A 22,953-nucleotide genomic window follows, 5' to 3' on the forward strand; every position below is an offset into this window, starting at 1 on the left:
CCTTCAGCGCGAGCGGTCCTGCGAGGGAGCGCTGTGCCCGTCGTCGTCCTCACCCGCAGCCGCGCCGTCGAGGTCCGCGTCCGCCGGGCCGCCGCGGCGGTCCGCCTGCGAGGCGGCGATGATCCGCGGCATGGCCTGCGTGTCTGCTCGGCGCTCCTCGCTGTTGCGCCAGAAGTAGATCACGACCATGCCGCACAGCGCGCCCAGCATGGTCTCCACCGCGCGGGCCTGCAGCAGCGGCGCGGCCGGGACCGGATGCGCCAGCTGCGTCATCAGCAGCGCCAGCGGCGTGATGAACAGCAGTGCCAGCGAATAGTTGCGGCCCACGAACAGCTCGGCGAGCAGCTGGAAGAGGATCACGAGGACCAGCATCTGCCACGGGCCCAGATCGAAGGCCAGCACGAACGCGGTCACGCCCACGCCGCCCAGCGTGCCGACCATTCGGTGGACGCCGCGCTGCAGCCGCGCCAGGTGCGTGGGCGCCGCGATCGGAGCAGCGGCGGCCACCTGCGCCCAGTAGACGTGGCTGAGCCCGGCGGCCTGGGAGACGATCAGCGCCACCACGGCGGCCAGTCCCGTGGCCACCAGGAAGCGCCCGCCGTGCGCGGCCAGCTGGCCGCGGGTCAGGCGCACCACCGGCGCCGGGGGCGGTGACTTCCCCTCGCGCCCCTCGCCCACCAGGGACCAGATCCACGCCAGCAGGACGGATAAGGCGGCGGAGCCGGCTGCGATCGCGATCGCCAGCAGCGGGTGCGCCACGGCATCGGGCCCCAGGGAGCCGATCGCGCCGGTGGCGAAGATGAAGAACACCGACCCAGCGGGCTTGAGGTTCCAGGCCGCGGCCAGCACCGCGCCTATCGCGGCGACCACGGAGGTGATGCCCAGGACCAAGGGCTCCGGCGCGCCGAACCAGGACAGCAGCGCGCCGATGGCCACCGAGACCGTGACCAGCGCGCCCGCCTGCAGCTCATGGCCCAGGCGCTGGCGCAGCGGCTCGTGCCGGGCGTAGATCGAGGTGAAGGCGCCGAAGGCCGCGTAGATCGTCAGGTCCGGGCGCCCCAGGAGCATCAGCATCACGAGCGGGATCCCCACGGCCAGGGCGATGCGCACCGCGGGCACGTGGTCCCGGCGGGAGGGGCCCACCTCGAACAGCTGGCGGACGGTGGACGATCCGGACACGCGGGCTCCTTCCTGCGGAAGAGTCGGGGCTGCTCTGGGCGGGAAGCGCTCCGATGAGGGACTGGGGCATCCGCGCTCGAGCGGAGGGAGGGGATGCGATGAGGCCCGAGGGCCGCCGTCGATGCTAGCCCCGCCCCGGGCGGACCGGCTCGGGCCGCTGCATCGGGGACAATGGACGGATGGACTCCGAGCAGACCCCCGTCCCCGAGACCCACCCGCTCTCCGGGCGGGACAGCTTCTCCTTCCGGGTGCGCTCCCGGCTGGCCGAGACCGTCGCCCAGCCCCCGCGGACCGATCCGCACGGCGACCCCGAGCCCCCGTGGCTGGGCCGCACCGGGGAGATCACCACACCGCACGGCACCATCCGCACGCCCGCCTTCATCCCCGTGGCCACCGCCGCGACCGTCAAGGCCGTGCTGCCGGAGGCCATGAAGGAGCTCGGCGCGCAGGCGCTGCTGGCCAATGCCTACCACCTGTACCTGCGCCCCGGTCACGATCTGCTCGACGAGGCCGGCGGGCTCGGCCGCTTCATGAACTGGGACGGCCCCACCTTCACCGACTCCGGCGGCTTCCAGGTCATGTCCCTGGGCTCCGGGTTCAAGAAGGTCATCGACATGGACGGCCCCTCCCCCAAGGGCCCCGTGGGCGATGACGACGTGGCCGAGGGCAAGGAGCGCCTGGCGAACGTCGACGACGACGGCGTCACGTTCATCTCCCATCTCAACGGCGACAAGCACCGGTTCACGCCCGAGGTCTCCATGCAGGTCCAGCACGGCATCGGCGCGGACATCATGTTCGCCTTCGACGAGCTGACCACCCTGCACAACTCCCGCGGCTACCAGGAGCGCGCCCTGGAGCGGACCCGACTGTGGGCGCTGCGCTGCCTCGAGGAGCACGACCGCCTCACCCGGGCCCGGCAGCACCGGCCGTACCAGGCACTGTTCGGCGTGATCCAGGGCGCCCAGTACGAGGACCTGCGCCGACAGGCCAGCCGCGACCTGGGAGCCATGGACTTCGACGGCTACGGCATCGGCGGGGCCCTGGAGAAGAAGAACCTCGGCACGATCGTGGGCTGGTGCGCCGAGGAGCTGCCCGAGGACCGGCCGCGCCATCTGCTGGGGATCTCCGAGCCGGACGACATCTTCGTGGCGCTGGAGGCCGGAGCGGACACGTTCGACTGCGTCTCGCCCACCCGCGTGGCCCGCACCGGGGCCTGCTATCACCCCAAGGGCCGGTTCAACCTCCCGGCGGCGCGCTTCAAGCGGGACTTCCGCCCGATCGACGAGGACTGCGACTGCTACACCTGCGCGCACTACACACGCGCCTACATCCACCACCTGTTCAAGGCCAAGGAGCGGGTGGCGGCCACCCTGGCCTCGATCCACAATGAGAGGTTCACCGTCCGCCTGGTGGACCGCGCCCGCGAGGCCATGGAGGACGGGTCCTACCTGGCCTACCGGGACGCGACCCTGGCCGACTACTACAGCGGCGACCACCCGTGAGCCGCGCCCACGCCTGCGACCCGAGCACGTGAGCCACAAGGAGGCACAGATGACCGAGAACCCCAGCGACCGCCCCAGCTCCGACCTGGATCGCGTCCCCGCCGAGCAGCGCTGGCGCCTGCAGCGGGTCCTGCCGCACCCGTCGTCGCGGATCTACCAGGCCCTTATGGACCCCGAGCTGCTGCCGCGCTGGTACGGGCCGCAGGGCTGGAGCGTGCACCCCGAGTCCCTCGAGCTGGATCCGCGACCGGGCGGCATCCGCCGCTTCGCCATGGTCATGGACGACGACCCCCAGATGGGCGCCCCCTCCCACGGCCGGCACGCGGCGATCGTGCCGGAGGAGATGCTCGAGATCCAGGAGGCGCTGCCGGGGCCCGATGGCGAGCCCACCGAGCATCTGATCCTGCTGCGCATCGAGCTCGTGACCGTCGACGGCGGGACCCGGATCGAGCTGCTGCAGGGGCCGCTGCCGGAGGAGGTCCACGCGACCGCCAAGGGCGCCTGGGACTCCTCGCTCGATCGACTGCGCGCGCTGCTGGATTCCCGGGAGTCCTGATGAGCCCTCAGATCCGTCGGCTGACCCGCCTGGTCTCCGTGCTGCGCGCCGAGAACCCCGGGCCCATGACGCTCGAGGGCACGAACAGCCTGCTGCTGCGCGCGCCGGGCTCCGACGGCGTCGTCGTGGTGGATCCCGGCCCCGACCTGCCGGAGCACGTGCAGGCTCTCGCCGCGGCGGGGCCCGTGGAGCTGGTGCTGATCACGCACCGCCACAATGATCACACCGAGGCGATCGATTCCCTGCGCGAGCTGACCGCAGCGCCCGTGCGGGCCGCGCTGCCGGAGCACTGTCGCCATGGGCAGCCGCTGCGCGACGGCGAGCGCCTCACCGCCGCCGGGGTCTCGATCGAGGTGCTGGCCACGCCGGGGCACACCTCCGACTCCCTGAGCTTCCGGATCCTCGACGACGCCGCGCTGATCGATGGTGCCGCGATCGCCCCCATCCTCACCGGCGACACCGTCCTGGGCCGCGGCACGACCATGATCGACCACCCGGACGGCACGCTGGGCGACTACCTGGCCTCGCTCGATCGGCTCGAGGCCGCCGGTGGCCTCGGTCTTCCCGCCCATGGTGAGCCGCTGGCGGATCTGTCCGCGACCTGCCGGGAGCTGCGCGATCATCGGATCGAGCGTCTGGACGAGGTCCGCGCAGCCCTTGAGTCCGTGGGCGCGACAGCCCAGGAGGTCTCCGCCGACGAGCTCGCCGAGCGCATCTACCCGGAGGTCCCCGAGCAGGTCCGCCCGGCGGCACGTCGGTCGGTCGAGGCCCAGCTGGCGCATCTGCAGCAGGGCTGAGCCCCGCCGTCGTCGTCGAGCGGCCTCTGCCTGTGCGCTCAGCGCCCCAGACGCACGCGCAGAGGCCACTCGATTCCGGAAGGCACAGCGAGGAGCCAGGAGGCCTCAGGCGGTCACGGCGCCGTAGTCCTCGATCTTCTTGACGCGCGCCACCATGGCGTAGGTGACCGGGAGCATGACGACCTCGATCAGGCACTTCCAGACGTAGCCGACGAGCACGTAGTTCAGGAACTGCCCCGGCGTCTCGATGCCGATCACGGGGGCGGCGATCGCGCAGAAGATGATCGTGTCCACGAGCTCGCCCACCAGCGTGGAGGCCATCAGCCGCGCCCACAGGTGCCGCTCCCGGGTGCGCTGCTTGACCTTGACCAGCACGTACGCATTGAGCAGCTGCCCCACCAGGAAGCCCAGCAGGGAGGCCAGGACGATCAGCGGCACCGGGCCCAGGGTCTGCGCGAAGGCCTCCTGGCCCTCGTAGAACGGTGCGGCCGGCAGCGCGATGATGACCCAGAAGCACAGGCTCGCGAAGGCACCGGCGGCGAAGGCCATCAGCGTGGAGCGCCGCGCGGCGCGGAAGCCCCAGACCTCGGAGACCACATCGCCCACCACATAGGCCAGCGGGAAGAGGAAGAAGCCGCCGTCGGTGATGATCGGGCCGATCTGCACGCCCTTGGTGGCGCCGATGTTGGACAGCACCAGGATCACGGCGGTCGCGGCGACGAACAGGTCGAACAGGCTGCGGGGGCGGCGGGCGTACTGGGCCGCGGTCATCGGGGACGACGACGGCGTGCGGGGGTCGCTGGTCATGCGGCAGGGCTCCTGGGGAGGGGTGGTCAGCGCCGAGCGGAGCGGGCTGATGCCGTCTCCGTCGCGCGTGGATCCGAGCGCGGCACGACCTGCAGGAGCCTGGGGGCTGCGCAGGTCCGACGGACGCGCTGCCTGCCACCCAGCGCGTCGAACCGTCTCGACCGCGCCAGGATACAGGCCGCGATGACCGCCCACGACGGCCATGTTGGTGCCACCCGCCCAGCAGGAGCAGAATCGAGCCATGACTTCTGCACCCGCTGCTCAGACTCCCCCGTTCGCGCTCACGATCGCCGGCAACGAGGCCACCGGCGGCGCCGGCGCCCAGGCGGATCTCAAGACCTTCCAGGAGCTCGGCGTCTTCGGCTCGCTGGCGCTGACCTGCATCGTGTCCTTCGACCCCAGCAACGACTGGGGCCACCGCTTCTCCCCGGTGGATCCGCAGGTGATCGCCGATCAGCTCGACGCCGCCTCCTCGGCCTACGACCTCAGCGCCGTCAAGATCGGCATGCTCGGCTCACCGCAGACCATCGACGTCGTCGCCCAGGCCCTCGAGTCCCTGAAGACCCCGCACCTGGTGCTGGACCCGGTGCTGATCTGCAAGGGCCAGGAGCCCGGTGCCGCACTCGACACGGACAAGGCGCTGACCGCCCAGATCCTGCCGAAGGCCACGTTCGTGACGCCCAACCACTTCGAGTCGATCTCGCTGTCCGGAATGGACGACATCACGACCGTCGAGCAGCTCGAGGAGGCCGCCAAGCGCATCCACGAGCGCTCCGGGGCCGCAGTGCTCGCCAAGGGCGGCGTGCGCCTGGAGGGTCCGGACGCCGTGGACGTGTTCTACGACGGCACCACGACCGAGGTCCTGTCCTCGCCGAAGGTCGGCGACATCGCCGTCGCCGGAGCCGGCTGCACCCTGGCCGCGGCGATCACCGCCGAGCTGGCCAAGGGCCTGTCCCCGCTGGAGGCGGCCCAGGCCGCCAAGGAGTTCGTCTCGGCCGGCATCCGCCAGCGCGTGAGCTCCCACGCCCCGTTCGACTCCCTGTGGCAGGGCGGGCTGGCCGCCGAGCGCGCCTGAGCAGCAGCGCCCCACACATTCCATTCAGGGCATATGACGATCGCGGCCCCGCACTGCAGTCGATGCAGTGCGGGGCCGGCTTTCGCCTCCGAGCAGCTCCCGGACACTTCCGCGGAGTCATGAGCTCCGGAATCCCGATGCGAACCCAACTGAGGATCAGAAGGTCCTGGACGGCGGACGCGGATCGAGGCGAGGAGGCGCAATGGATCCGACAACTGGCCTCGCGCCTCGCGAGTCGATCGACGACGTCGTCCGCGGGCTCCGCGAGCTGCGCGGCTCCGTCGGGGATCCGTCCCTCGCGCAGATCGCTCAGCGGATCACCGAGCGCCGCATCGCCCGGGGCACGCCGGAGGCGGCCGCCCGAACAGCCGCCCACTGCCGAGACGACGCAGCCCGGCACTCCTCACCAGGAATACGCTCCGCAGACTGAGGGTTATGGGAGGTGACGCGGCACGGAAGAATCCGTCGCCGCGCACAAACCTGAATGAAAGGAGCACGACATGGCAGTCTCCGACAAGAAGGTGGCCTTCCTGCTGACCCGCGGCGTGGAGCAGATCGAGCTGACCAGCCCCCGCCAGGCCCTCGACGAGGCGGGCGCGACCACCACGCTCATCTCGCCCTCGGAGGGCACCATCCAGGCCATGCAGAGCGACTGGGACCACGGCGACACGTTCGACGTCGACCTCCCGGTCGGCCAGGCGCGGGTCGAGGACTTCGACATGCTGGTGCTGCCCGGCGGCACCCTGAACTCCGATGCCCTCCGTCTGGACGAGGACTCGGTGGAGCTGGTCAAGGCGTTCTTCGCCGCGGACAAGCCCGTGGCCGCGATCTGCCACGCCCCGTGGACCCTGGCCCAGGCGGGCGTAGCGAAGGGCCGCCGCCTGACCTCGTTCGCATCCACCCAGGTGGACCTCAAGAACGCCGGGGCCGACTGGGTCGACGAGGAGGTCGTCGTCGACGGCAACCTCATCACCTCGCGCAGCCCCGAAGACCTGGAGGCCTTCAACCGCGAGATCGCCCGGGCCCTGTCCTGAGCCTTCGCGCAGCACTGCGCCCCGCCCGCTCCGCTCGGAGCAGGCGGGGCGCCTCACTGTCAGCTCATGCTCAGGAGATTCCAAGTAAGTCTCGCCTCACTCAGGGGCCTTTTGGCGACATCCGACAGTAAGGTGTCAGCATGCCCAAGATCCAAGCGGCCACCAACGCCGAGCAGCGCGAGCACACCAAGCACGCCATCCTCGAGTCCTTCGGCCAGCTGCTGTACCAGCAGGGCCTGACCGGGCTCACCATGACCCATGTGGCCCGCAACGCCGGCATCGGCCGCACGGCCGTCTACAACTACTTCGCGGACATGGGCGAATTGCTCATCGCCTTCACCATGGACGAGACCGATCGCTTCATGCGCGAGCTGCACGCCGAGCTCGCCCTGGTCGAGAATCCCGTGGACAAGCTCGGCGTGTACGTCCGCGCCCAGCTCGACGACCTCTCGCGCCGTCACATCCCCCCGGGGCCGGCCATGCGCACGGTGCTCTCCCCGGAGGACTTCCAGAAGCTCGGCGCCCACGTGGGCTCGCTGCGACTCGTGCTCATCGACATCCTCCGCGAGGCCGTCGCCGACGGCTGGCTGCCGGACGGCGACCTCCCGGAGATGGGCCGCCTGGTCCACGGCTCCCTGGCCTCCACGGCCGACCGGGAGGCCAACTCGGAGGAGGACCGCGCCGCCCACGAGCGCCACGTCCGCGCCACGGTCACCTTCATCCTGCGCGGGCTGGGTGCCCGCTTCGACGACGACGGATCCCCCGTCCGCCTGTCCGAGCCCTCCCCTGCCCTGAGCCTGGCCGGCTGATCAGCCCACCTGCACGGACTCGACCCGGTACCACTCAGTCAGGATCCTGACGAAGGGCGCCGCCAGCTCCTCGGCACGATCCAGTGCGCGCTTCTGCGAGCGGATGCCCAGGCCCCAGCCATCCGTATAGCCCTTGGCCAGCCACTGCAGGTCATCTGGCAGGAACTTCTCAGCCAGCAGCAGCTTCCGCGCGCCGAGCTCGGTCCTTCCGGACTGCGGGTGGCTCGTGCTCACCAGCAGGCGCTCTTCATGGCCCTTCAGCACCCCGTGGTAGAGCCGCTTCAGGTGCACGACCCAGCCCGGGCGAGGCGACCACGACGCACGGCATGTCGGAGGCGCCCGCCGCACTTCGACGTCCCAGTCCTGCGGCAGCCGCAGCTGCAGGTCCAGGCTCTCCAGCTTGCCGCTGACCAATGACTTCCACTCCATCGCGTTCTGCCCTCTCCCCTCGGCGTTCAGCTGCCCGCACCTCGCGTCGCGGGGCCTGACTCTCGGGAGGCTACGACCGCGGCACCGAGCATTGCAGGCCGGCGTCGGGCTCCGAATACCGGGGCACGACGCCGGGGTCCGGCGCGGGAGCCCTGCAGCCGAGGCCGCGGGCAGGGGAAGGGGCGGCTCAGCTGGTCAGCACACCGGTGCGCGGCGGGATGTAGTGCCCGGCGACGGTGACCCCGTAGTCGAGGAAGTTGATCCGCACCCAGCGGCCGTCGCTGAGCTTGCGGGAGTGCACGAAGCGGTCGTCGGCGAACTGCGTGTCGCCCACGGCATGAAGGCTCTTCCAGTTCACCGCGTAGCGCAGATCAGCGGTCTCGGAGCGGTCCTCGTCCAAGGAGTACCAGAAGATGCTCTCTCGGAACGGCTTGCCGGAATCGCGCGTCTCGCGGCAGGTCGTCTCGGCCTCGGAGACCCCCGTCTGCATGTGGCTGCCGGAGGTCCGGGACATCAGCGTGGCCGCCAGGACCATGGACATGTCGTGGGCCCGGCGGTCGTTCACGCGGGATTGGAGGCTCGCGGCGTTCGAGGTGGAATCCAGCAGGCAGCTGCTGCCGACGCTCCCGCTGGCCGTGGGGGTCGTCGTGGCGTTGACCGCGAAGTTGTGCATGACCACGGGCGTGCCGGTGGCGGCCACGCGGTTCATGAGCGCGCCGTTCTGCTGGGTCACGTACCAGGGCCCCAGGGGCGCGCCGTTCGAGCCGCCGACCGTGGACTCGCGGAAGATCCAGTCCAGCTCCCGCGACTGGCCCAGGCGCAGCGCCAGCGACTGCTGATTCGGGCAGTCCGAGTACACGCCGAGGTTGCCGGCGACCCCGGCCCTGCCGTCGCGGCGAGCCACCTCGTCGTCGATCGCCGCGACGGTGCGCAGCATCGCCTGCCCGTACCCGTCGTCGGCGCCCCACGGACCCCAGGTGCTGATGTCGCGCATGTTCTGGTTCTAGGCAGGAGACATCGCCATGTCATCCAGGCGGGGGCAGGACCTCACTGCTGCTGCACGGCCCCCGGCCACATGTCCTCCACCGCGTACCGGTCGCCGATCGAGAAGTCGTACTGCACGAGCTGCAGATCCTGGAGCAGATCCGCTCGGGCCGCGTCCAGGTTCTCCCGATCCAGCTCCTCGCCCTGCGGATCCAGCAGGCGCTCGCGCTGGATCACCGGCATGCTGGAGTTCACGTCCTCGAGCAGCGCCAGATAGGGCGTGACGGGGGCGTCGGCGACCTCATAGACCTTGGGCAGGAACATGGCCGGGGTGGCCACCGTGCCCTGCGAGGTCTGCTCCGTCTCGCTGCTCCACACGTAGTACGGGGTCTGCAGGCTGGTCTCCGGATCGTTCTGCTCGCGCAGCTCATCCGAGTAGACGCCGGGCAGGTGATCTCCGTAGAACACCACGACGGTCTTCTCATCCCGATCGCGCAGCTGCTGCAGGAACTCCGCCATCGCCTCGTCGGTGCTGTGCAGACCGCGGGCGTACTGGCTCAGCTGCCCGGTGTCCGAGCCGTCGGAGACCTCGACGCCGATCGGGTCGTCGTAGAAGTCGAAATAGGGACCGTGGTTCTGCATGGTCACAAGGTTCGTGAACAGGGGCTCGTCGGTGGTGTCCATCTGGTGGAGCACCTCGTCGAAGGCGGAGGCGTCGCTGATGTACGGACTGCCGCCCAGGTGGTCGTCCTCCTGGATGCTGTCCTCGTTGACCACCCGGTCGAAGCCGAAGTTCTCGTAGACCGCAGGGCGCTTGTACATGTGCAGGTTGTAGGGGTGGATGGCCACCGAGACGTGGCCCGTCTCCTCGAAGGCCCCCACGGCAGACGGGTAGCCGTCCAGGTCGCTGACGAAGTTCTGGTACGGCGAGCTCGCCTGCTGGCGGAACAGGCCGACGGGCTGACCGGTCAGCGACTCGAACTCCATGGTCGAGGTGCCGCCGCCATAGGAGTTGGAGTACATGGTCCCGGACAGCGTCTCGTCCATGATCTCGCGGGTCTGCGGGATGGGGTCCTCGTCGAGGGCGACCCCGTCCATGCGCGTGGGGTCGGTGAACGACTCGGAGAGGATGACCACCACATTGGTGTCCTCGAGGGAGCCGTCGCGCCCGGCATTGATCTGCTCGGCACGGCCCTCGTAGCGCTCGGCGAGATCATCCATGGCCGCCTCGTCGTAGCCCTCGGGCTCGGCCATGGGGTCGGTCGGCATGTTGTACAGGAATCCGCCCACGAAGCCGTGGACCCGGTAGTTGTAGAGCTGGCTGGAGTTGCCCCACTCCTGCCCCTTCGTGTTGTAGAGCGCACGCCACATGTTGGAATCGGAATTGAAGCCCACGGTGTGGACGAGCGCAGCGCCCGTCACGATCACGCCGATCACCCGCAGGCCCAGGTAGCGCTTGTTGACCCCGCCCTCCGGGCGGCGCAGGCGCGGACGGGGGAAGCGCCGCGCGGCCAGCTTGCCGATCACGACGATCACCAGCACCAGCACGACGAGTCCGATCACCACCCCGGCGATCATCCGCCCCGTGACCATCGAGAGCAGGAAGCCCGCCTGGCTCACGAACTCCATGTCGCTGGGGAACACAGGCTCCTGCCGCATCATCAGCTTCTGCTTGCTGGCCACCGACAGGATCGCCAGGGCGGCAGTGACGATGCCGACCGACCACCAGAACCGCCCGAGCAGCAGCCACAGGAAGGCCATCAGCAGGAAGATCACCAGGACGTCGAACGGCGAGACCAGCCCCGCAAGGTCCCCGAAGGTGTCGCCCTCCACGCGCACGGAGCTCTGCAGCATGAACGCGCAGGTCGCCGAGAGCACGAGCATCACGACCGCACCGCCGAGGATTCCGGTCCAGCGAGGACGGGGCGCAGGGGAGTCTTCGGGGGTTGTCGTGCTGTGCATGCAGGACACGGTATCTGTAAAGACTCTGTTCACCTTCGCCGGATTCATCACACCTGATGGCGACGCGCGTCACATCCGATGGGTCGGCGCTCCCTGCGCCGACCCGGTTGGTGGCAGGTGTGCACTCCATCAGCGCTGACGAGGTGCATACCTGCCGCCAACCCGAGGCCCCGGACGAACCCATAGGAAAAAAGCATGAGCCGCGACATCGTCTGTCAACGATGTCGCGGCTCAGGACAAGGGCGGAGGATGGGGGATTTGAACCCCCGAGGGCGTTAACCCAACACGCGTTCCAGGCGTGCGCCATAGGCCGCTAGGCGAATCCTCCTGGCTGCAAGATCGCACCGCAGGGCGCGAACATGCAGGGACCATCGTAGACCATGTCCCGCCGAGGGCGGAAATCCTCGGGGCGGGAGGCGGGGTTTCACAGCCTCGGCACCGGTCCGATACACTCTTCGACAGCCCCTCGTGCGGCGTCATCTTGAGGAACTCCCCCAGGGCCGGAAGGCAGCAAGGGTACTTGGGCTCTGACGGGTGCACGAGGGGTCTTCGCATGCCCGGAGCGCGCTCGGCGCCCGTCATCCACTGCACCGGCTCCGCCTCTCAGGACGTCGGAGGCCGTCGCTACAGTGTCCGTGTGACGACCGCCCTGTACCGCCGCTACCGCCCCGAGTCGTTCGAGGACGTCATCGGCCAGTCCCATGTGACCGAGCCGCTGATGACCGCACTGCGCAAGAACAAGGTGAACCACGCCTACCTGTTCTCCGGCCCGCGCGGCTGCGGCAAGACCACCTCGGCGCGCATCCTGGCGCGCTGCCTCAACTGCGCCCAGGGCCCCACGCCCACACCCTGCGGGCAGTGCGAGTCCTGCCGCGATCTGGCCCGCGACGGCGCCGGCTCCCTGGATGTCATCGAGATGGACGCCGCCTCCCACGGCGGCGTGGATGACGCCCGCCAGCTGCGCGAGCGCGCCACGTTCGCCCCGGTGCGGGACCGCTACAAGATCTTCATCATCGACGAGGCCCACATGGTCACGCGCGATGGCTTCAACGCGCTGCTGAAGATCGTCGAGGAGCCGCCGGAGCACATCAAGTTCATCTTCGCCACCACGGAGCCCAACAAGGTCCTGCCGACCATCCGCTCCCGCACGCACCACTACCCGTTCCGCCTGGTCCCGCCCGAGCCGCTCATGGAGTACCTCAGCGCCCTGTGCGAGCAGGAGGGCGTGGGCGTGGAGCCCGGCGTGCAGGCCATGGTGGTCCGCGCCGGCGGCGGCTCCGTGCGCGACTCCCTCTCCGTGCTGGATCAGCTCATGGCCGGCACCGATCAGGACCAGATCAGCTACGACCTGGCCAGCTCGCTGCTCGGCTACACGCACGGGGCCCTGCTCGACGACGTCGTCGACGCCTTCGCCTCCGGGGACGCCGCCACGGTGTTCCGCGCCGTCGATCGCGTGATCCAGACCGGCCAGGATCCCCGGCGGTTCGTGGAGGACCTGCTGGAGCGCTTCCGCGATCTCGTGATCGTGGACGCCGTGCCGGAGAACGCGGGCAACATCCTCCACGGCACCCCGGAGGACCAGATCGCCCGCTTGCGCAATCAGGCCCATCAGATGGGCGCCTCCGAGCTCTCGCGCTGCGCGGACATCACCAATGAGGCCCTGACGGAGATGGTGGGGGCCACCTCGCCGCAGCTGCACCTCGAGCTGCTGTGCGCCCGGCTGCTGCTGCCCTCGGCGGAGAACACCACGCGCGGCGTCGGCGTGCGCGTGGATCGCCTCGAGCGCCGTCTGAACATCGGGCGCACGGGTGCCCCCACCGGCCCTCTGCTGGACGTGCCCCGGGAGCAGGCCTCCTCGAGTGCTGGGCAGGAGCAGACCGGCTCGGGTGTTTCGCAGCAGACCACGGCGCCTGAGCCCGCACCGGCCCAGAGCGAGCAGCCCGCGGCCACCGCGAGCACCGCTCATGACGATTCCGCGCCGACTCCCGTACAGCACCACGACGCTCCCGCTCAAGCTTCCGCACAGGACCAGCCCGAGACGCAGGAGGCGGATCCGCTCACGGCGGTCGAGGGCGGCTTCGGGAAGTTCCGCGGACGCCAGCCGGAGCAGTCTGCCGAGTCCCGCGAGCAGTCGGCCCAGGCTCCGGAGGACCCCGCCCCGGCGGAGTCTGCGCCGGATCAGACGCCCCAGCGGCCCCCGCACGCCGATGAGTCCGCCTCCCGCGGCCCGGCCAGCGGCGGCGAGATCGACATGATCCGCAACTCCTGGACCGAGATCATCGCGGCCCTGGCGGAGATCCACCGCGTCTCGTGGATGACCACCATGCGCGGGACCCCCATCGCCTTCGACGGCTCCGTCCTGCAGCTGATGTTCGACGCCGAGGGCGATCGCAAGAACTTCCCGCGCTTCGAGCCGAACCTCGTCCAGGCGATCCACCAGGTGCTCGGCGTGAACTGCCGCGTGGAGGCCGTCGGCCCCCAGTCCGGGCCCGGCGGTGCCCGCGACGACTCCGCAGGACCCCGTGGCGGCGGGCCTCGGGGACACGGGTCGAGCGGGCCGGCCGGCCCCGCTCCCAGCGGACCGGGTCCGGCAGGCAACCGCAGCGCGGGCCCCGGTGCCCCGAGCTCGAACGGTCCGAGAGGCCGCGCGAGCGCTTCGGCACAGGCCGACTCGGCTCAGCCCGGCTCAGGGCAGCGCGAGGCTGGGCGCAGCCCCTCCGACCCGCCGGGCGGACAGCCGCAGGACAGTCGCGGCGATGACCGAAGTGAGGCGCAGGAGAACGGGGGCCGGGAGACCGGCCCTCGGCCGTTCCCTGGGCAGCAGCAGCGACCGCCGCAGCGCGAGCAGCCGCAGCATGAGCAGGCTCGAGCACAGTCCCGCAGCCAGGCCCCGCAAGACGAGGCCCAGCGGGAAGACGCTCAGCAGGAAGGACCTCAGCAGGACGACTCCGCCGAGGTGACGTCCTGGGCCGTGGCCCCGATCCCCACCTCTGACCCGGTGGAGGCCGCCCCTGCCGGCCCCGATGCCCCCGCCCAAGACTCCACCCCCGAGGTGCCCGAGGCCCCGGCCGGTCCTGCCCCCACCGGCGCTGCCCCCACAGCCGCCGCTGCGGAGGAGACCGCCCAGCAGGGCCCGGCTCCTGAGCAGTCGCAGAGCGGCACCTCGGCCCGGTCGTCGGCTCAGCGCGCTGAGCAGACTCCATCGGAGGCCGAGGACTCCCCGCCGTCCGCACAGGACGCCCGCGCCGCCTGGGCGCAGTCGGTCGAACCGCACCAGGATGCGCAGGGGACCGCGCAGCCATCTGCTGCCCGGGAGCAGACCAGGTCCGGGGAGCGCGGCGAGTCCCGCGCGCAGTCGGCACACGGCCGACAGACAGGCACCCGCGAACAGCCGGCCCCCTCGCAGCGGCCCCAGCGATCGGCGCAGCGCCGACGAGGCGAGGACCCCTCGCCGGATCCGGTCGTGCCGACCAGCCCGTACGACGACATCCCCTGGCCGGACGAGGCTCCCCCCGAGGAGGAGCCCCCCTTCGAGGACCCGGGCTTCCGCGGGGCGCCGTCGCGCGCAGCGGCCGGCTTCGGCGCCGGCCAGGGCGCGGACGCCGGTCCGCAGCACGACACCCCCGCCCCCCAGGACACGGCGCAGCAGACTCCGACCCCGCCCGCAGAGCCGGCCCCGGAGCAGCCGTCCCAGCCCGCAGAGCCCGCCTCGGTGCAGCCATCCCAGGACTCGCAGCAGCCGCCCCAGGAGGAGACCCCGCCGGAGCAGTGGCGCCCCTCGACGGGCGCGCGCCCTGCAACCGATTCCCCCGGCGCCGCAGGAGGGGCAGGCTCCGCAGCAGCAGGTTCCGCCTCCGGAGCATCCGCCTCGAGCTCGGCAGCACCGGCAGCACCGCGCAAGCAGAGCTTCCGTGAGCGCCACGCCGCCCATTTCGCCGCCGCCCAGCGCAGCGCGGAGCCGAGCCGGACTGCGTCGTCGGCCCCGGACCTAGACTCGGAGGCGACGTTCTCGCCCAGTGAGGACGACGAGGCCGTGGAGAACACGGATCAGAGTTCGCGAGCGCTCATCGAGCGCATCCTCGGCGGGCGGCTCCTGGAGGAGATCCCGCACCAGCCCGGTCTCTGAGGCCGTCGTCGTCCTCCGTGTCCGAACCCCTCCCCATCGAAACGAGTGATCCGTGTACGAAGGCGCAGTCCAGGACCTGATCGACGAGCTCGGTCGACTCCCCGGCGTGGGCCCCAAGTCCGCCCAGCGCATCGCCTTCTTCCTGCTCGATGCCGAGCGCTCGGACGTGCAGTCGCTGGCCGATGCCCTGATCGCGGTCAAGGAGCGGGTCCAGCACTGCGAGACCTGCGGCAACGTCTCCGAGCAGGAGCAGTGCAATATCTGCCGCGATCCCCGTCGCGACCGCACCGTGATCTGCGTGGTCGAGGAGTCCAAGGACGTCATGGCCATCGAGCGCACCCGCGCCTTCCGCGGGCTGTACCACGTGCTCGGCGGCTCCATCAATCCGATCGGCGGCATCGGACCTGATCAGCTGCGGATCCGCGAGCTGATGACCCGCCTGTCGGATGAGACCGTCCAGGAGATCGTCCTGGCCACCGATCCCAACCTCGAGGGCGAGGCGACCGCCACCTACCTGGCGCGCATGCTGCGGACCCTGGGCATCACGGTGACCCGCCTGGCCTCCGGGCTGCCCGTGGGAGGGGACCTGGAGTACGCGGACGAGGTCACGCTGGGGCGGGCGTTCGAGGGCCGTACCGCGGTCAGCTGAGCGCACCGATAGACTGGCCCGAATGCCGCCGAGAAGCCTTCGGCGCGCAAGCAGCCAGAACCAGCCGGGGGTACCAGAACAGATGAGCCTGATCGTGCAGAAGTTCGGCGGATCGTCGGTCGCAGACGCGGCCAGCATCCGTCGAGTGGCACGTCGTGTGGTCGAGACCCGGGATGCGGGCAACGACGTCGTCGTGGTGGTCTCCGCCATGGGCGACACCACCGACGAGCTGATCGACCTGGCCAACGAGGTGGCGCCCAAGCCGCCCGCCCGCGAGATGGACATGCTCCTGACCTCCGGCGAGCGGATCTCCATGTCCCTGCTGGCCATGGCCGTCAGCGCCTACGGCGCACCGGCCCAGTCCTTCACGGGCTCGCAGGCCGGCATGATCACCGACGGCGACCACGGCGCTGCCTCCCTGGTGGAAGTCAATCCCGAGCGCATCCGCGAGTCCCTGGACGAGGGCAACATCGCGATCGTCGCCGGGTTCCAGGGCGTGCACCGGGCCACCAAGGACATCACCACGCTGGGCCGCGGCGGCTCGGACACCACGGCCGTCGCCCTGGCTGCGGCGCTGGAGGCAGACGTCTGCGAGATCTACTCGGACGTGGACGGCGTCTTCACGGCGGATCCGCGCATCGCGCCCAAGGCCCACAAGCTCGAGGAGATCTCCTCGGAGGAGATGCTGGAGATGGCCGCCAACGGCGCCAAGATCCTGCACCTGCGCTGCGTCGAGTACGCCCGCCGCTTCGGCGTGAAGCTGCACGTCCGCTCATCCTTCACCCACCACGAGGGCACCTGGGTCATCCCCAGCCCCGATGACACCACCGTCTCTGTGCACACCCAGGAGATCCCCTTGGAACAGCCGCTGATCGCAGGAATCGCCCACGACCGCACCCAGGCCAAGATCACCGTCGTCGGCGTCCCGGACCGCCCCGGGATCGCCTCCGGCATCTTCCGGCTGCTGGCCGATGCCAAGGTCAACGTGGACATGATCGTGCAGAACGTCTCGGTCTCGGACGAGAAGACCACGGACCTGTCCGTGACGATCCCGGAGACCCAGGGCGATCTGGCCATGTCCATGCTGCGCGCGGCCGAGGAGAAGATCGGCTACGCGAGCCTCGAGTACAACGACCAGGTCGGCAAGCTCTCCCTGGTCGGCGCGGGCATGAAGTCCAACCCGGGCGTATCCTTCACGTTCTTCGACGCCCTGGCCGAGCACGACATCAACATCGACATGATCTCCACCTCCGAGGTGCGGATCTCCGTGGTCACCGCGGCGGATCGCCTCGACGACGCTGTCCGCGCCGTGCACACCGCGTTCAACCTGGACTCCAACCAGGACGCCACGGTCTACGCGGGCACCGGGCGCTGATCGCCCGTTTTGTCCACAGCAGCACCCGCTGCGACGCAGCTCGACGCCACTGCCCCGGTCCTCGGCCCGGAGCAGTGGCGTCAGTCGCAGGAAGCCCACCTCCGGCGAGTCCGGACCTGGACCGAACCGTTCCGCGAGCGCCGTCACCGCGGGCTCAAGCACCCGGTCGACGACTTCCTGTTCACCTACTACTCCTTCTCCCCGGGCAAGTTCGAGCGCTGGACCCCTGGGGCCGGCGTGGTCCTGCTCGACGGTTCCGCGGAGTTCTCCGGGCAGAAGTTCTGGCGGCCCCTCTCCCGGGAGGAGTCCGGCCGGCTGGGCCTGGCCTGCGACGACGGCGCGGTCACCCTGGACGTCGAGGCCTTCCTGTCCACCCGGGGGCCGGCGGTGGAGTTCGTGGACATGCTCGTCCGGCGCACCGCCGGACGGCCCGGGCACTTCGGCTGCTTCGGGATGCACGAGTGGGCGATGGCCTACCGGGCCGCCGTGCACGGCGTGCGCCATGAACAGCTCCCGCTGAGGCTGGGGACCGAAGGGACAGACGCCGTCGTCGAGGCCAGCAAGCTCAAGTGCACCCATATCGACGCGTTCAGGTTCTTCGCCCCGGAGGCAGCACCCAGGAACGCGCTGCGGCCCACCCGGGAGAATCAGCGAGAACTGGAGCAGCCCGGCTGCCTGCACGCGAACATGGACCTGTATAAGTGGGCCTACAAGCTCTATCCGGCGCTGCCCTCCCAGCTCATCGCCGATGCCTTCGAACTGGCGATCGAGGTGCGGGCCACCGACATGGAGGCCTCCCCCTACGACCTCAGCGAGTGGGGATACGGGGTGGTCGCCGTTGAGACACCGGAGGGCAAGGCCGAGTACGTGCGGCGGCAGAAGTCCTTCGCCGAGCAGGCCCGGCCCATCCGTGCGAAACTGCTCGAACACACCACCGCACTGCTCGCCACATAAGCAGCTCGAAATCTGTTTCACTTTTTGAAACAGCTGGCTTACGGTCGAGATGATCTCCTGACCCGGCCGCCCACCACGGCCAGAACCTGACCACCTCCCAGGCGGCATACGATGGCACCCGCATCCCGACCGGTCGAAACCCAGCATGACGATCCACCCCGCCCAGGCATGCCACCGGCTGCCGCCCCGGCCCCGGGACCGCACTCACCGCTGCAGGCATCGGTATGGGAGAAGGTCAGCCATCTCCGGGGCAAGCCGGCCTTCACCGGGCAAGGCCCCGGGTGGCACGCGCTGGCGATCCTGGAACAGCGCCCCGTCGGCGGATACCTCTACCTCCCGTACGGCCCGGTAGCCCATACCGAACACGGATTTCTCGACGGCCTGGAGTGGGCCCGGGCGGTCGCCGGCGAATGCAGCTCCCTGTTCCTCCGGGTGGAGGCCCCGGTCCTGCACTCCTGGGCCGCCCCCACGCAACCGGCCGAGGTGTCCCGGCAACGCGCCCTGTTGTCCCGCCTGGGCTTCCGGCCCGCTCTGGCCGACCTCCAACCCCGCAGAACCCGCTGCATCGATCTGACCCTGCCGACCGACGAGATCCTGAGCGGCATGACGGGCACCAATCGCACCGTCTACCGCAGCACCGCCAAGCGGGGCATCACCATTGAGACCAGCCACGATCCAGCTGACGTCAGGTACCTCGCGAACCTCCTATCCCGAACCGTCGCCCGGCGCGGATTCACCGCACAGCAGGGCAGCCAGCTGGCGGCCCTGGCCGAAGCCGCTCTTCCGAACGGTCACGGCGCACTGTTCCTGGGCAAGCATCAGGGACGGGTCATCAGCGCGGTACTGGCCGTCGACGGCGGAGGTATCCGCATCTTCGCTCACGGAGCCACGGACCGGCGTTTCAGCAAACTCCGCGCGCAGCAGTCGGCCGTCGTCACCGCGATCCTGGACGCCAAGCGCCGCGGCCTCCAGGTGGCCGATCTCTACGGCATCGCCCCCACCGACGATCCGCAGCATCCGTGGGCCGGCTTCAGCCGCTTCAAGGCTTCCTTCGGCGGTTATGTCGTCGAGCACTCGGGGGCGTGGGATCTTCCCCTGTCGCCCGCGGCCTACCGGCTGGTGCGCTCGGGCAGGGCCGCCTGGCAGTGCCTGCGGTCACGACGTCGTGCTTGAACCCACCAGGTGCCCCTTTTAGCGATGCCATATCCTCCGGGATAGACTCTGCCTGTTCGTCCGTCGCCCGGTCAGCCGGCAGGCACAGTGCTCACTGCTCCGCGCCACGGACCCATCCGCACAATCCTCCCCAGGAGCGCTCGTGGCCCGCATCGTTGTAGACGTCATGCCCAAACCGGAAATCCTCGATCCGCAGGGAAAGGCCATCGTGCGGGCACTGCCCCATCAGGGGGTCACAGTGTTCTCGGGTGTCCGGCAGGGCAAGCGTTTCGAGCTCGAGGTGGACGGGGAGGTCACCGATGAGATCCTGGCCACCGCCCGGGAGGCCGCGGAGACCATGCTCTCCAACCCCGTGATCGAGGACGTGGTGAACGTCAGCGTGATCGACGACGTCGAGGCCTGATCCCTTGAGCGCCAACACTTTCGAAGCCCCCCTGGTCGCCGGCCTCCCGGTCCCCGGAACCGACCCGGCGTTGCAGGACGTACGGGTCGGCATCGTGACCTTCCCCGGCACCCTCGACGACCGTGACGCGGCCCGGGCCGTCGAGCTCGCCGGCGGCACCGCGGTACCCCTGTGGCACGCCGACGACGACCTCCAGGACGTCGACGCCGTGATCCTGCCGGGCGGCTTCTCCTACGGCGACTACCTGCGCGCCGGAGCGATCTCGCGCTTCGCGCCGCTGATGACCCGGCTGATCGACGCAGCCAACGGCGGTCTGCCGATCCTCGGGATCTGCAACGGCTTCCAGGTGCTCACCGAGGCCCACCTGCTGCCGGGCTCCATGATCCGCAACGACCATCTGAAGTTCGTGTGCCGGGATCAGCGCCTGCGCGTGGAGTCCACCGGCACCCCGTGGACCGCGCTGTACGAGCCCCGCGAGGAGATCGTGGTGCCGCTGAAGAACCAGGACGGCCAGTACGTCTGCGACGACGACACCCTGCGCATGCTCGAGGAGGAGGGCCGCGTGGTCTTCCGCTACCTCGGGGCCAACCCCAACGGCTCGCGCCATGACATCGCCGGCGTGCGCAATGCGGCGGGCAATGTCGTGGGCCTCATGCCGCACCCGGAGCACGCGATCGAGCCCGGCTTCGGACCGGACTCCTCGGCCGCAGGCACCGTCCCCATGCGCGGAGGGGCCGATGGCCTGCCCCTCTTCGTCTCCGCGTTGACCTCGATCGTGAACGGAGGCGCCCGCGCATGAGCGAGCAGCAGTTCCAGCTCGACACCGTCGAGCACGCCGCAGCCACCCCCGACACCGAGCTGCCCTGGGCCGAGCTCGGGCTCAAGCAGGACGAGTTCGACCGCGTCGTCGAGATCCTGGGCCGGCGCCCGACCGCCGCCGAGCTGGCCATGTACTCGGTCATGTGGTCCGAGCACTGCTCCTACAAGTCCTCCAAGGTCCACCTGCGCCAGTTCGGCGAGAAGGTCTCCGAGGAGATGACCAAGGACCTGATGGTCGGCATGGGCGAGAACGCCGGCGTGACCGACATCGGCGACGGCTGGGCCGTGACCTTCAAGATCGAGTCCCACAACCACCCGTCGTACGTGGAGCCCTATCAGGGCGCGGCCACGGGCGTGGGCGGGATCGTGCGCGACATCATCTCCATGGGCGCCCGCCCGGTGGCGGTGATGGATCCGCTGCGCTTCGGTGCGATCGATCACCCGGACACCCAGCGCCTGGTGCACGGGATCGTGGCCGGCGTGGGCGGCTACGGCAACTCGCTGGGCCTGCCGAACATCGGCGGCGAGGTCGAGTTCGACGCCTGCTACCAGGCGAACCCGCTGGTCAACGCCCTGGCCGTGGGCGTCATGCGCCATGAGGACCTGCGCCTGGCCAACGCCTCGGGCGCGGGCAACCGGGTGGTGCTCTTCGGCGCGCGCACCGGCGGCGACGGCATCGGCGGCGCCTCGGTGCTGGCCTCCGAGTCCTTCGACGACACCAAGCCGTCCAAGCGCCCCGCGGTGCAGGTCGGCGACCCGTTCGCGGAGAAGGTGCTCATCGAGTGCTGCCTCGAGCTGTTCCGCGACAGCCTGGTCGAGGGCATCCAGGACCTGGGCGCGGCGGGCATCTCGTGCGCGACCTCCGAGCTGGCCTCCAACGGCGACGGCGGCATGCACGTGGACCTGTCCTCGGTGCTGCTGCGCGATCCGTCGCTGACCCCGGGCGAGATCCTGATGTCGGAGTCGCAGGAGCGCATGATGGCCGTCGTGACCCCGGAGAAGGCCGCGGCCTTCGAGGAGGTCCTGGATCGCTGGGAGGTCGAATACTCCTGGATCGGCGAGGTCACCGACACCGGCCGGCTGGTCATCGACTGGCAGGGCGAGGTCATCGTCGACGTCGATCCGCGCACCGTGGCGCACGAGGGCCCGGTGTACGAGCGCCCCATGCAGCGCCCCGCGCGCACGGACGCCGTGCAGGCCGATCGCTTCACCGGATCCGCTGCGGACACCGGCCGCCCGGAGGGCGAGGCACTCGGCGAGGCCGTGCTGGAGCTGATGAGCTCCCCGAACATGGCCTCCACGGCGTGGATCACGGATCAGTACGACCGCTACGTCCAGGGCAATACCGCCATGGCCATGCCCGACGACGCCGGCGTGGTCCGCGTGGACGAGCAGACCGGGCTGGGCGTGGCCCTGTCGACCGACTGCAACGGCCGCTATGCCTACCTGGATCCGTACCGCGGCGCTCAGCTGGCCCTGGCCGAGGCCTACCGCAACGTCTCGACCTCCGGCGCCCGCCCCGTGGCCGTCTCGGACTGCCTGAACTTCGGCTCCCCCGAGGACCCCGAGGTCATGTGGCAGTTCGCCGAAGCGGTGCGCGGGCTGGCCGACGGCTGCCTGGAGATGGGAGTGCCGGTCACCGGCGGCAACGTGTCGCTGTACAACCAGACCGGCGAGGAGGCCATCCACCCCACTCCCGTGGTCGCCATGATGGGCGTGCTGGACGACGTCCGCCGGCGCACACCGTCGGGCTGGGATGACACCGCGGACGGCCAGGCGATCTACCTGCTGGGCACCACCGCCGATGAGCTCGACGGCTCCGAGTGGGCGCGTGTGCGCGGCCACCTGGGCGGACAGCCCCCGCAGGTGGATCTCCGGCGCGAGCGCCTGCTGGGCGAGCTCTTGATCAACATGTCCCGCGACGGCATGGTCGATGCCGCTCACGACGTCTCCGAGGGCGGCCTGGCCGCGACCCTGTCCGAGATGTGCCTGCGCTTCGGCACCGGTGCGCGGATCGGGCTCGGCGAGGTCTGCGAGCGCGACGGCCTGGACGTCTTCACCTTGCTGTTCTCCGAGTCGCAGGGCCGAGCCGTGGTGTCCGTGCCGCGCTCGGAGGAGGTGCGTTTCAAGGACATGTGCACCATGCGCCGCTACGAGTTCGCGCGCATCGGCGTGGTGGACGCGCAGTCAAAGGCCCTGGATCTGATGGGCCACGCCAAGCTGCCGCTGCAGCGCTTGCGCGAGGCCCACGAGTCCACGCTGCCTCGCCACTTCGGCTGAGGCTGATGCCCCGCGGCGCCCGCTCATCCCTTTCCGGGGC

20 protein-coding genes, 1 tRNA gene and 1 other RNA gene are annotated in these 22,953 nt (G+C 70.2%); 16 read left to right on the top strand and 6 right to left on the bottom strand.

Going from position 1 to position 22,953, the window contains the following annotated elements:
- Positions 1-3 precede the first annotated feature (3 nt).
- Positions 4-1,179, bottom strand: a complete 1,176-nt coding sequence (locus M3E84_RS02975; RefSeq protein WP_259894514.1) for an FUSC family protein — start codon at positions 1,177-1,179, stop codon at positions 4-6.
- A gap of 179 nt (positions 1,180-1,358) precedes the next feature.
- On the opposite strand from M3E84_RS02975, the gene tgt reads away from it, so the two are divergent.
- Genes tgt through M3E84_RS02990 form a run of 3 tightly spaced genes read left to right on the top strand, consistent with a single transcriptional unit; the run spans position 1,359 to position 4,034 of the window.
- On the top strand, positions 1,359-2,681 hold the full coding sequence (gene tgt, locus M3E84_RS02980) for a tRNA guanosine(34) transglycosylase Tgt (protein WP_259894515.1): 1,323 nt from the start codon (positions 1,359-1,361) through the stop codon (positions 2,679-2,681).
- Between the two features lie 49 nt (positions 2,682-2,730).
- Entirely contained in the window at positions 2,731-3,237 is a 507-nt protein-coding gene (locus M3E84_RS02985; RefSeq protein ID WP_259894516.1) for an SRPBCC domain-containing protein, read from the top strand.
- Complete coding sequence (locus M3E84_RS02990) at positions 3,237-4,034, top strand: MBL fold metallo-hydrolase (RefSeq protein ID WP_259894517.1); 798 nt, start codon at positions 3,237-3,239, stop codon at positions 4,032-4,034. The genes M3E84_RS02985 and M3E84_RS02990 overlap by 1 nt, the downstream gene beginning before the upstream one ends.
- A 105-nt stretch (positions 4,035-4,139) precedes the next feature.
- Here M3E84_RS02990 and M3E84_RS02995 read toward each other — a convergent pair whose 3' ends face one another.
- Positions 4,140-4,841 (bottom strand): queuosine precursor transporter, encoded by a 702-nt coding sequence (locus tag M3E84_RS02995; RefSeq protein ID WP_259894518.1) that lies wholly within the window; start codon positions 4,839-4,841, stop codon positions 4,140-4,142.
- Positions 4,842-5,082: 241 nt separating this feature from the next.
- Between M3E84_RS02995 and M3E84_RS03000 the strand changes: the two genes are divergently transcribed.
- The 4 genes from M3E84_RS03000 to M3E84_RS03015 all read left to right on the top strand — a co-directional run bounded on the left by M3E84_RS03000 (position 5,083) and on the right by M3E84_RS03015 (position 7,759).
- The gene (locus tag M3E84_RS03000; protein WP_259894519.1) at positions 5,083-5,916 is read left to right on the top strand and encodes a hydroxymethylpyrimidine/phosphomethylpyrimidine kinase; all 834 of its coding nucleotides are present in this window, start codon (positions 5,083-5,085) and stop codon (positions 5,914-5,916) included.
- A 202-nt stretch (positions 5,917-6,118) separates the two neighbouring features.
- Positions 6,119-6,346, top strand: a complete 228-nt coding sequence (locus tag M3E84_RS03005; protein WP_259894520.1) for a hypothetical protein — start codon at positions 6,119-6,121, stop codon at positions 6,344-6,346.
- A gap of 70 nt (positions 6,347-6,416) precedes the next feature.
- On the top strand, positions 6,417-6,950 hold the full coding sequence (locus tag M3E84_RS03010; RefSeq protein ID WP_259870397.1) for a type 1 glutamine amidotransferase domain-containing protein: 534 nt from the start codon (positions 6,417-6,419) through the stop codon (positions 6,948-6,950).
- 140 nt (positions 6,951-7,090) lie between these two features.
- Complete coding sequence (locus M3E84_RS03015; protein ID WP_259894521.1) at positions 7,091-7,759, top strand: TetR/AcrR family transcriptional regulator; 669 nt, start codon at positions 7,091-7,093, stop codon at positions 7,757-7,759.
- On the opposite strand, the gene M3E84_RS03020 is transcribed toward M3E84_RS03015, so the two are convergent.
- The 4 genes from M3E84_RS03020 to M3E84_RS03035 form a co-directional block, all read right to left on the bottom strand.
- The gene (locus M3E84_RS03020) at positions 7,760-8,188 is read right to left on the bottom strand and encodes a hypothetical protein (RefSeq protein ID WP_259894522.1); all 429 of its coding nucleotides are present in this window, start codon (positions 8,186-8,188) and stop codon (positions 7,760-7,762) included.
- A 187-nt stretch (positions 8,189-8,375) separates the two neighbouring features.
- Positions 8,376-9,182: a hypothetical protein gene (locus M3E84_RS03025; protein WP_259894523.1), complete on the bottom strand. Its 807-nt coding sequence runs from the start codon at positions 9,180-9,182 to the stop codon at positions 8,376-8,378.
- A 53-nt stretch (positions 9,183-9,235) separates the two neighbouring features.
- Positions 9,236-11,134, bottom strand: coding sequence for an LTA synthase family protein (locus M3E84_RS03030; protein ID WP_259894524.1), 1,899 nt, complete (start codon positions 11,132-11,134; stop codon positions 9,236-9,238).
- Positions 11,135-11,377: 243 nt separating this feature from the next.
- A tRNA-Ser gene (locus M3E84_RS03035) sits at positions 11,378-11,462 on the bottom strand.
- A 129-nt stretch (positions 11,463-11,591) separates the two neighbouring features.
- Between M3E84_RS03035 and ffs the strand changes: the two genes are divergently transcribed.
- The 9 genes from ffs (at position 11,592) to purL (ending at position 22,913) form a co-directional block, all read left to right on the top strand.
- Positions 11,592-11,688: signal recognition particle sRNA small type (gene ffs / locus M3E84_RS03040), an RNA gene on the top strand.
- Between the two features lie 83 nt (positions 11,689-11,771).
- Entirely contained in the window at positions 11,772-15,260 is a 3,489-nt protein-coding gene (locus M3E84_RS03045; RefSeq protein ID WP_259894525.1) for a DNA polymerase III subunit gamma and tau, read from the top strand.
- 52 nt (positions 15,261-15,312) lie between these two features.
- Entirely contained in the window at positions 15,313-15,909 is a 597-nt protein-coding gene (gene recR, locus M3E84_RS03050; RefSeq protein WP_259894526.1) for a recombination mediator RecR, read from the top strand.
- 82 nt (positions 15,910-15,991) lie between these two features.
- The gene (locus M3E84_RS03055) at positions 15,992-17,284 is read left to right on the top strand and encodes an aspartate kinase (RefSeq protein WP_259894527.1); all 1,293 of its coding nucleotides are present in this window, start codon (positions 15,992-15,994) and stop codon (positions 17,282-17,284) included.
- A gap of 9 nt (positions 17,285-17,293) precedes the next feature.
- On the top strand, positions 17,294-18,238 hold the full coding sequence (locus M3E84_RS03060; RefSeq protein WP_259894528.1) for a 3-methyladenine DNA glycosylase: 945 nt from the start codon (positions 17,294-17,296) through the stop codon (positions 18,236-18,238).
- Positions 18,239-18,349: 111 nt separating this feature from the next.
- Positions 18,350-19,411 carry a peptidoglycan bridge formation glycyltransferase FemA/FemB family protein gene (locus M3E84_RS03065; protein WP_259894529.1) on the top strand — a complete coding sequence of 354 codons (1,062 nt, stop codon included), beginning with the start codon at positions 18,350-18,352 and terminating at the stop codon, positions 19,409-19,411.
- Positions 19,412-19,553: 142 nt separating this feature from the next.
- On the top strand, positions 19,554-19,814 hold the full coding sequence (purS, locus tag M3E84_RS03070) for a phosphoribosylformylglycinamidine synthase subunit PurS (protein WP_158033738.1): 261 nt from the start codon (positions 19,554-19,556) through the stop codon (positions 19,812-19,814).
- A 4-nt stretch (positions 19,815-19,818) separates the two neighbouring features.
- Complete coding sequence (purQ, locus tag M3E84_RS03075) at positions 19,819-20,613, top strand: phosphoribosylformylglycinamidine synthase subunit PurQ (protein WP_396415549.1); 795 nt, start codon at positions 19,819-19,821, stop codon at positions 20,611-20,613.
- Positions 20,610-22,913: a phosphoribosylformylglycinamidine synthase subunit PurL gene (purL, locus tag M3E84_RS03080; RefSeq protein WP_259894530.1), complete on the top strand. Its 2,304-nt coding sequence runs from the start codon at positions 20,610-20,612 to the stop codon at positions 22,911-22,913. Before purQ ends, purL begins: the two co-directional genes overlap by 4 nt.
- Positions 22,914-22,953: the final 40 nt, after the last annotated feature.

The sequence above is a fragment of the Kocuria sp. p3-SID1428 genome (genome assembly GCF_025149945.1).
In the GTDB taxonomy this organism is placed as follows: Bacteria; Actinomycetota; Actinomycetes; order Actinomycetales; family Micrococcaceae; genus Kocuria.

Coding starts and splice junctions, on each gene's coding strand:
- M3E84_RS02985 (WP_259894516.1), top strand. CDS start 2,731: ATGACCGAGAACCCCAGCGACCGCCCCAGCTCCGACCTGGATCGCGTC.
- M3E84_RS03005 (WP_259894520.1), top strand. CDS start 6,119: ATGGATCCGACAACTGGCCTCGCGCCTCGCGAGTCGATCGACGACGTC.
- M3E84_RS03015 (WP_259894521.1), top strand. CDS start 7,091: ATGCCCAAGATCCAAGCGGCCACCAACGCCGAGCAGCGCGAGCACACC.
- M3E84_RS03065 (WP_259894529.1), top strand. CDS start 18,350: ATGGCACCCGCATCCCGACCGGTCGAAACCCAGCATGACGATCCACCC.
- M3E84_RS03030 (WP_259894524.1), bottom strand. CDS start 11,134: ATGCACAGCACGACAACCCCCGAAGACTCCCCTGCGCCCCGTCCTCGC.
- M3E84_RS03055 (WP_259894527.1), top strand. CDS start 15,992: ATGAGCCTGATCGTGCAGAAGTTCGGCGGATCGTCGGTCGCAGACGCG.
- tgt (WP_259894515.1), top strand. CDS start 1,359: ATGGACTCCGAGCAGACCCCCGTCCCCGAGACCCACCCGCTCTCCGGG.
- M3E84_RS02995 (WP_259894518.1), bottom strand. CDS start 4,841: ATGACCAGCGACCCCCGCACGCCGTCGTCGTCCCCGATGACCGCGGCC.
- M3E84_RS02990 (WP_259894517.1), top strand. CDS start 3,237: ATGAGCCCTCAGATCCGTCGGCTGACCCGCCTGGTCTCCGTGCTGCGC.
- M3E84_RS03025 (WP_259894523.1), bottom strand. CDS start 9,182: ATGCGCGACATCAGCACCTGGGGTCCGTGGGGCGCCGACGACGGGTAC.
- M3E84_RS03000 (WP_259894519.1), top strand. CDS start 5,083: ATGACTTCTGCACCCGCTGCTCAGACTCCCCCGTTCGCGCTCACGATC.
- M3E84_RS03010 (WP_259870397.1), top strand. CDS start 6,417: ATGGCAGTCTCCGACAAGAAGGTGGCCTTCCTGCTGACCCGCGGCGTG.
- purL (WP_259894530.1), top strand. CDS start 20,610: ATGAGCGAGCAGCAGTTCCAGCTCGACACCGTCGAGCACGCCGCAGCC.
- M3E84_RS03020 (WP_259894522.1), bottom strand. CDS start 8,188: ATGGAGTGGAAGTCATTGGTCAGCGGCAAGCTGGAGAGCCTGGACCTG.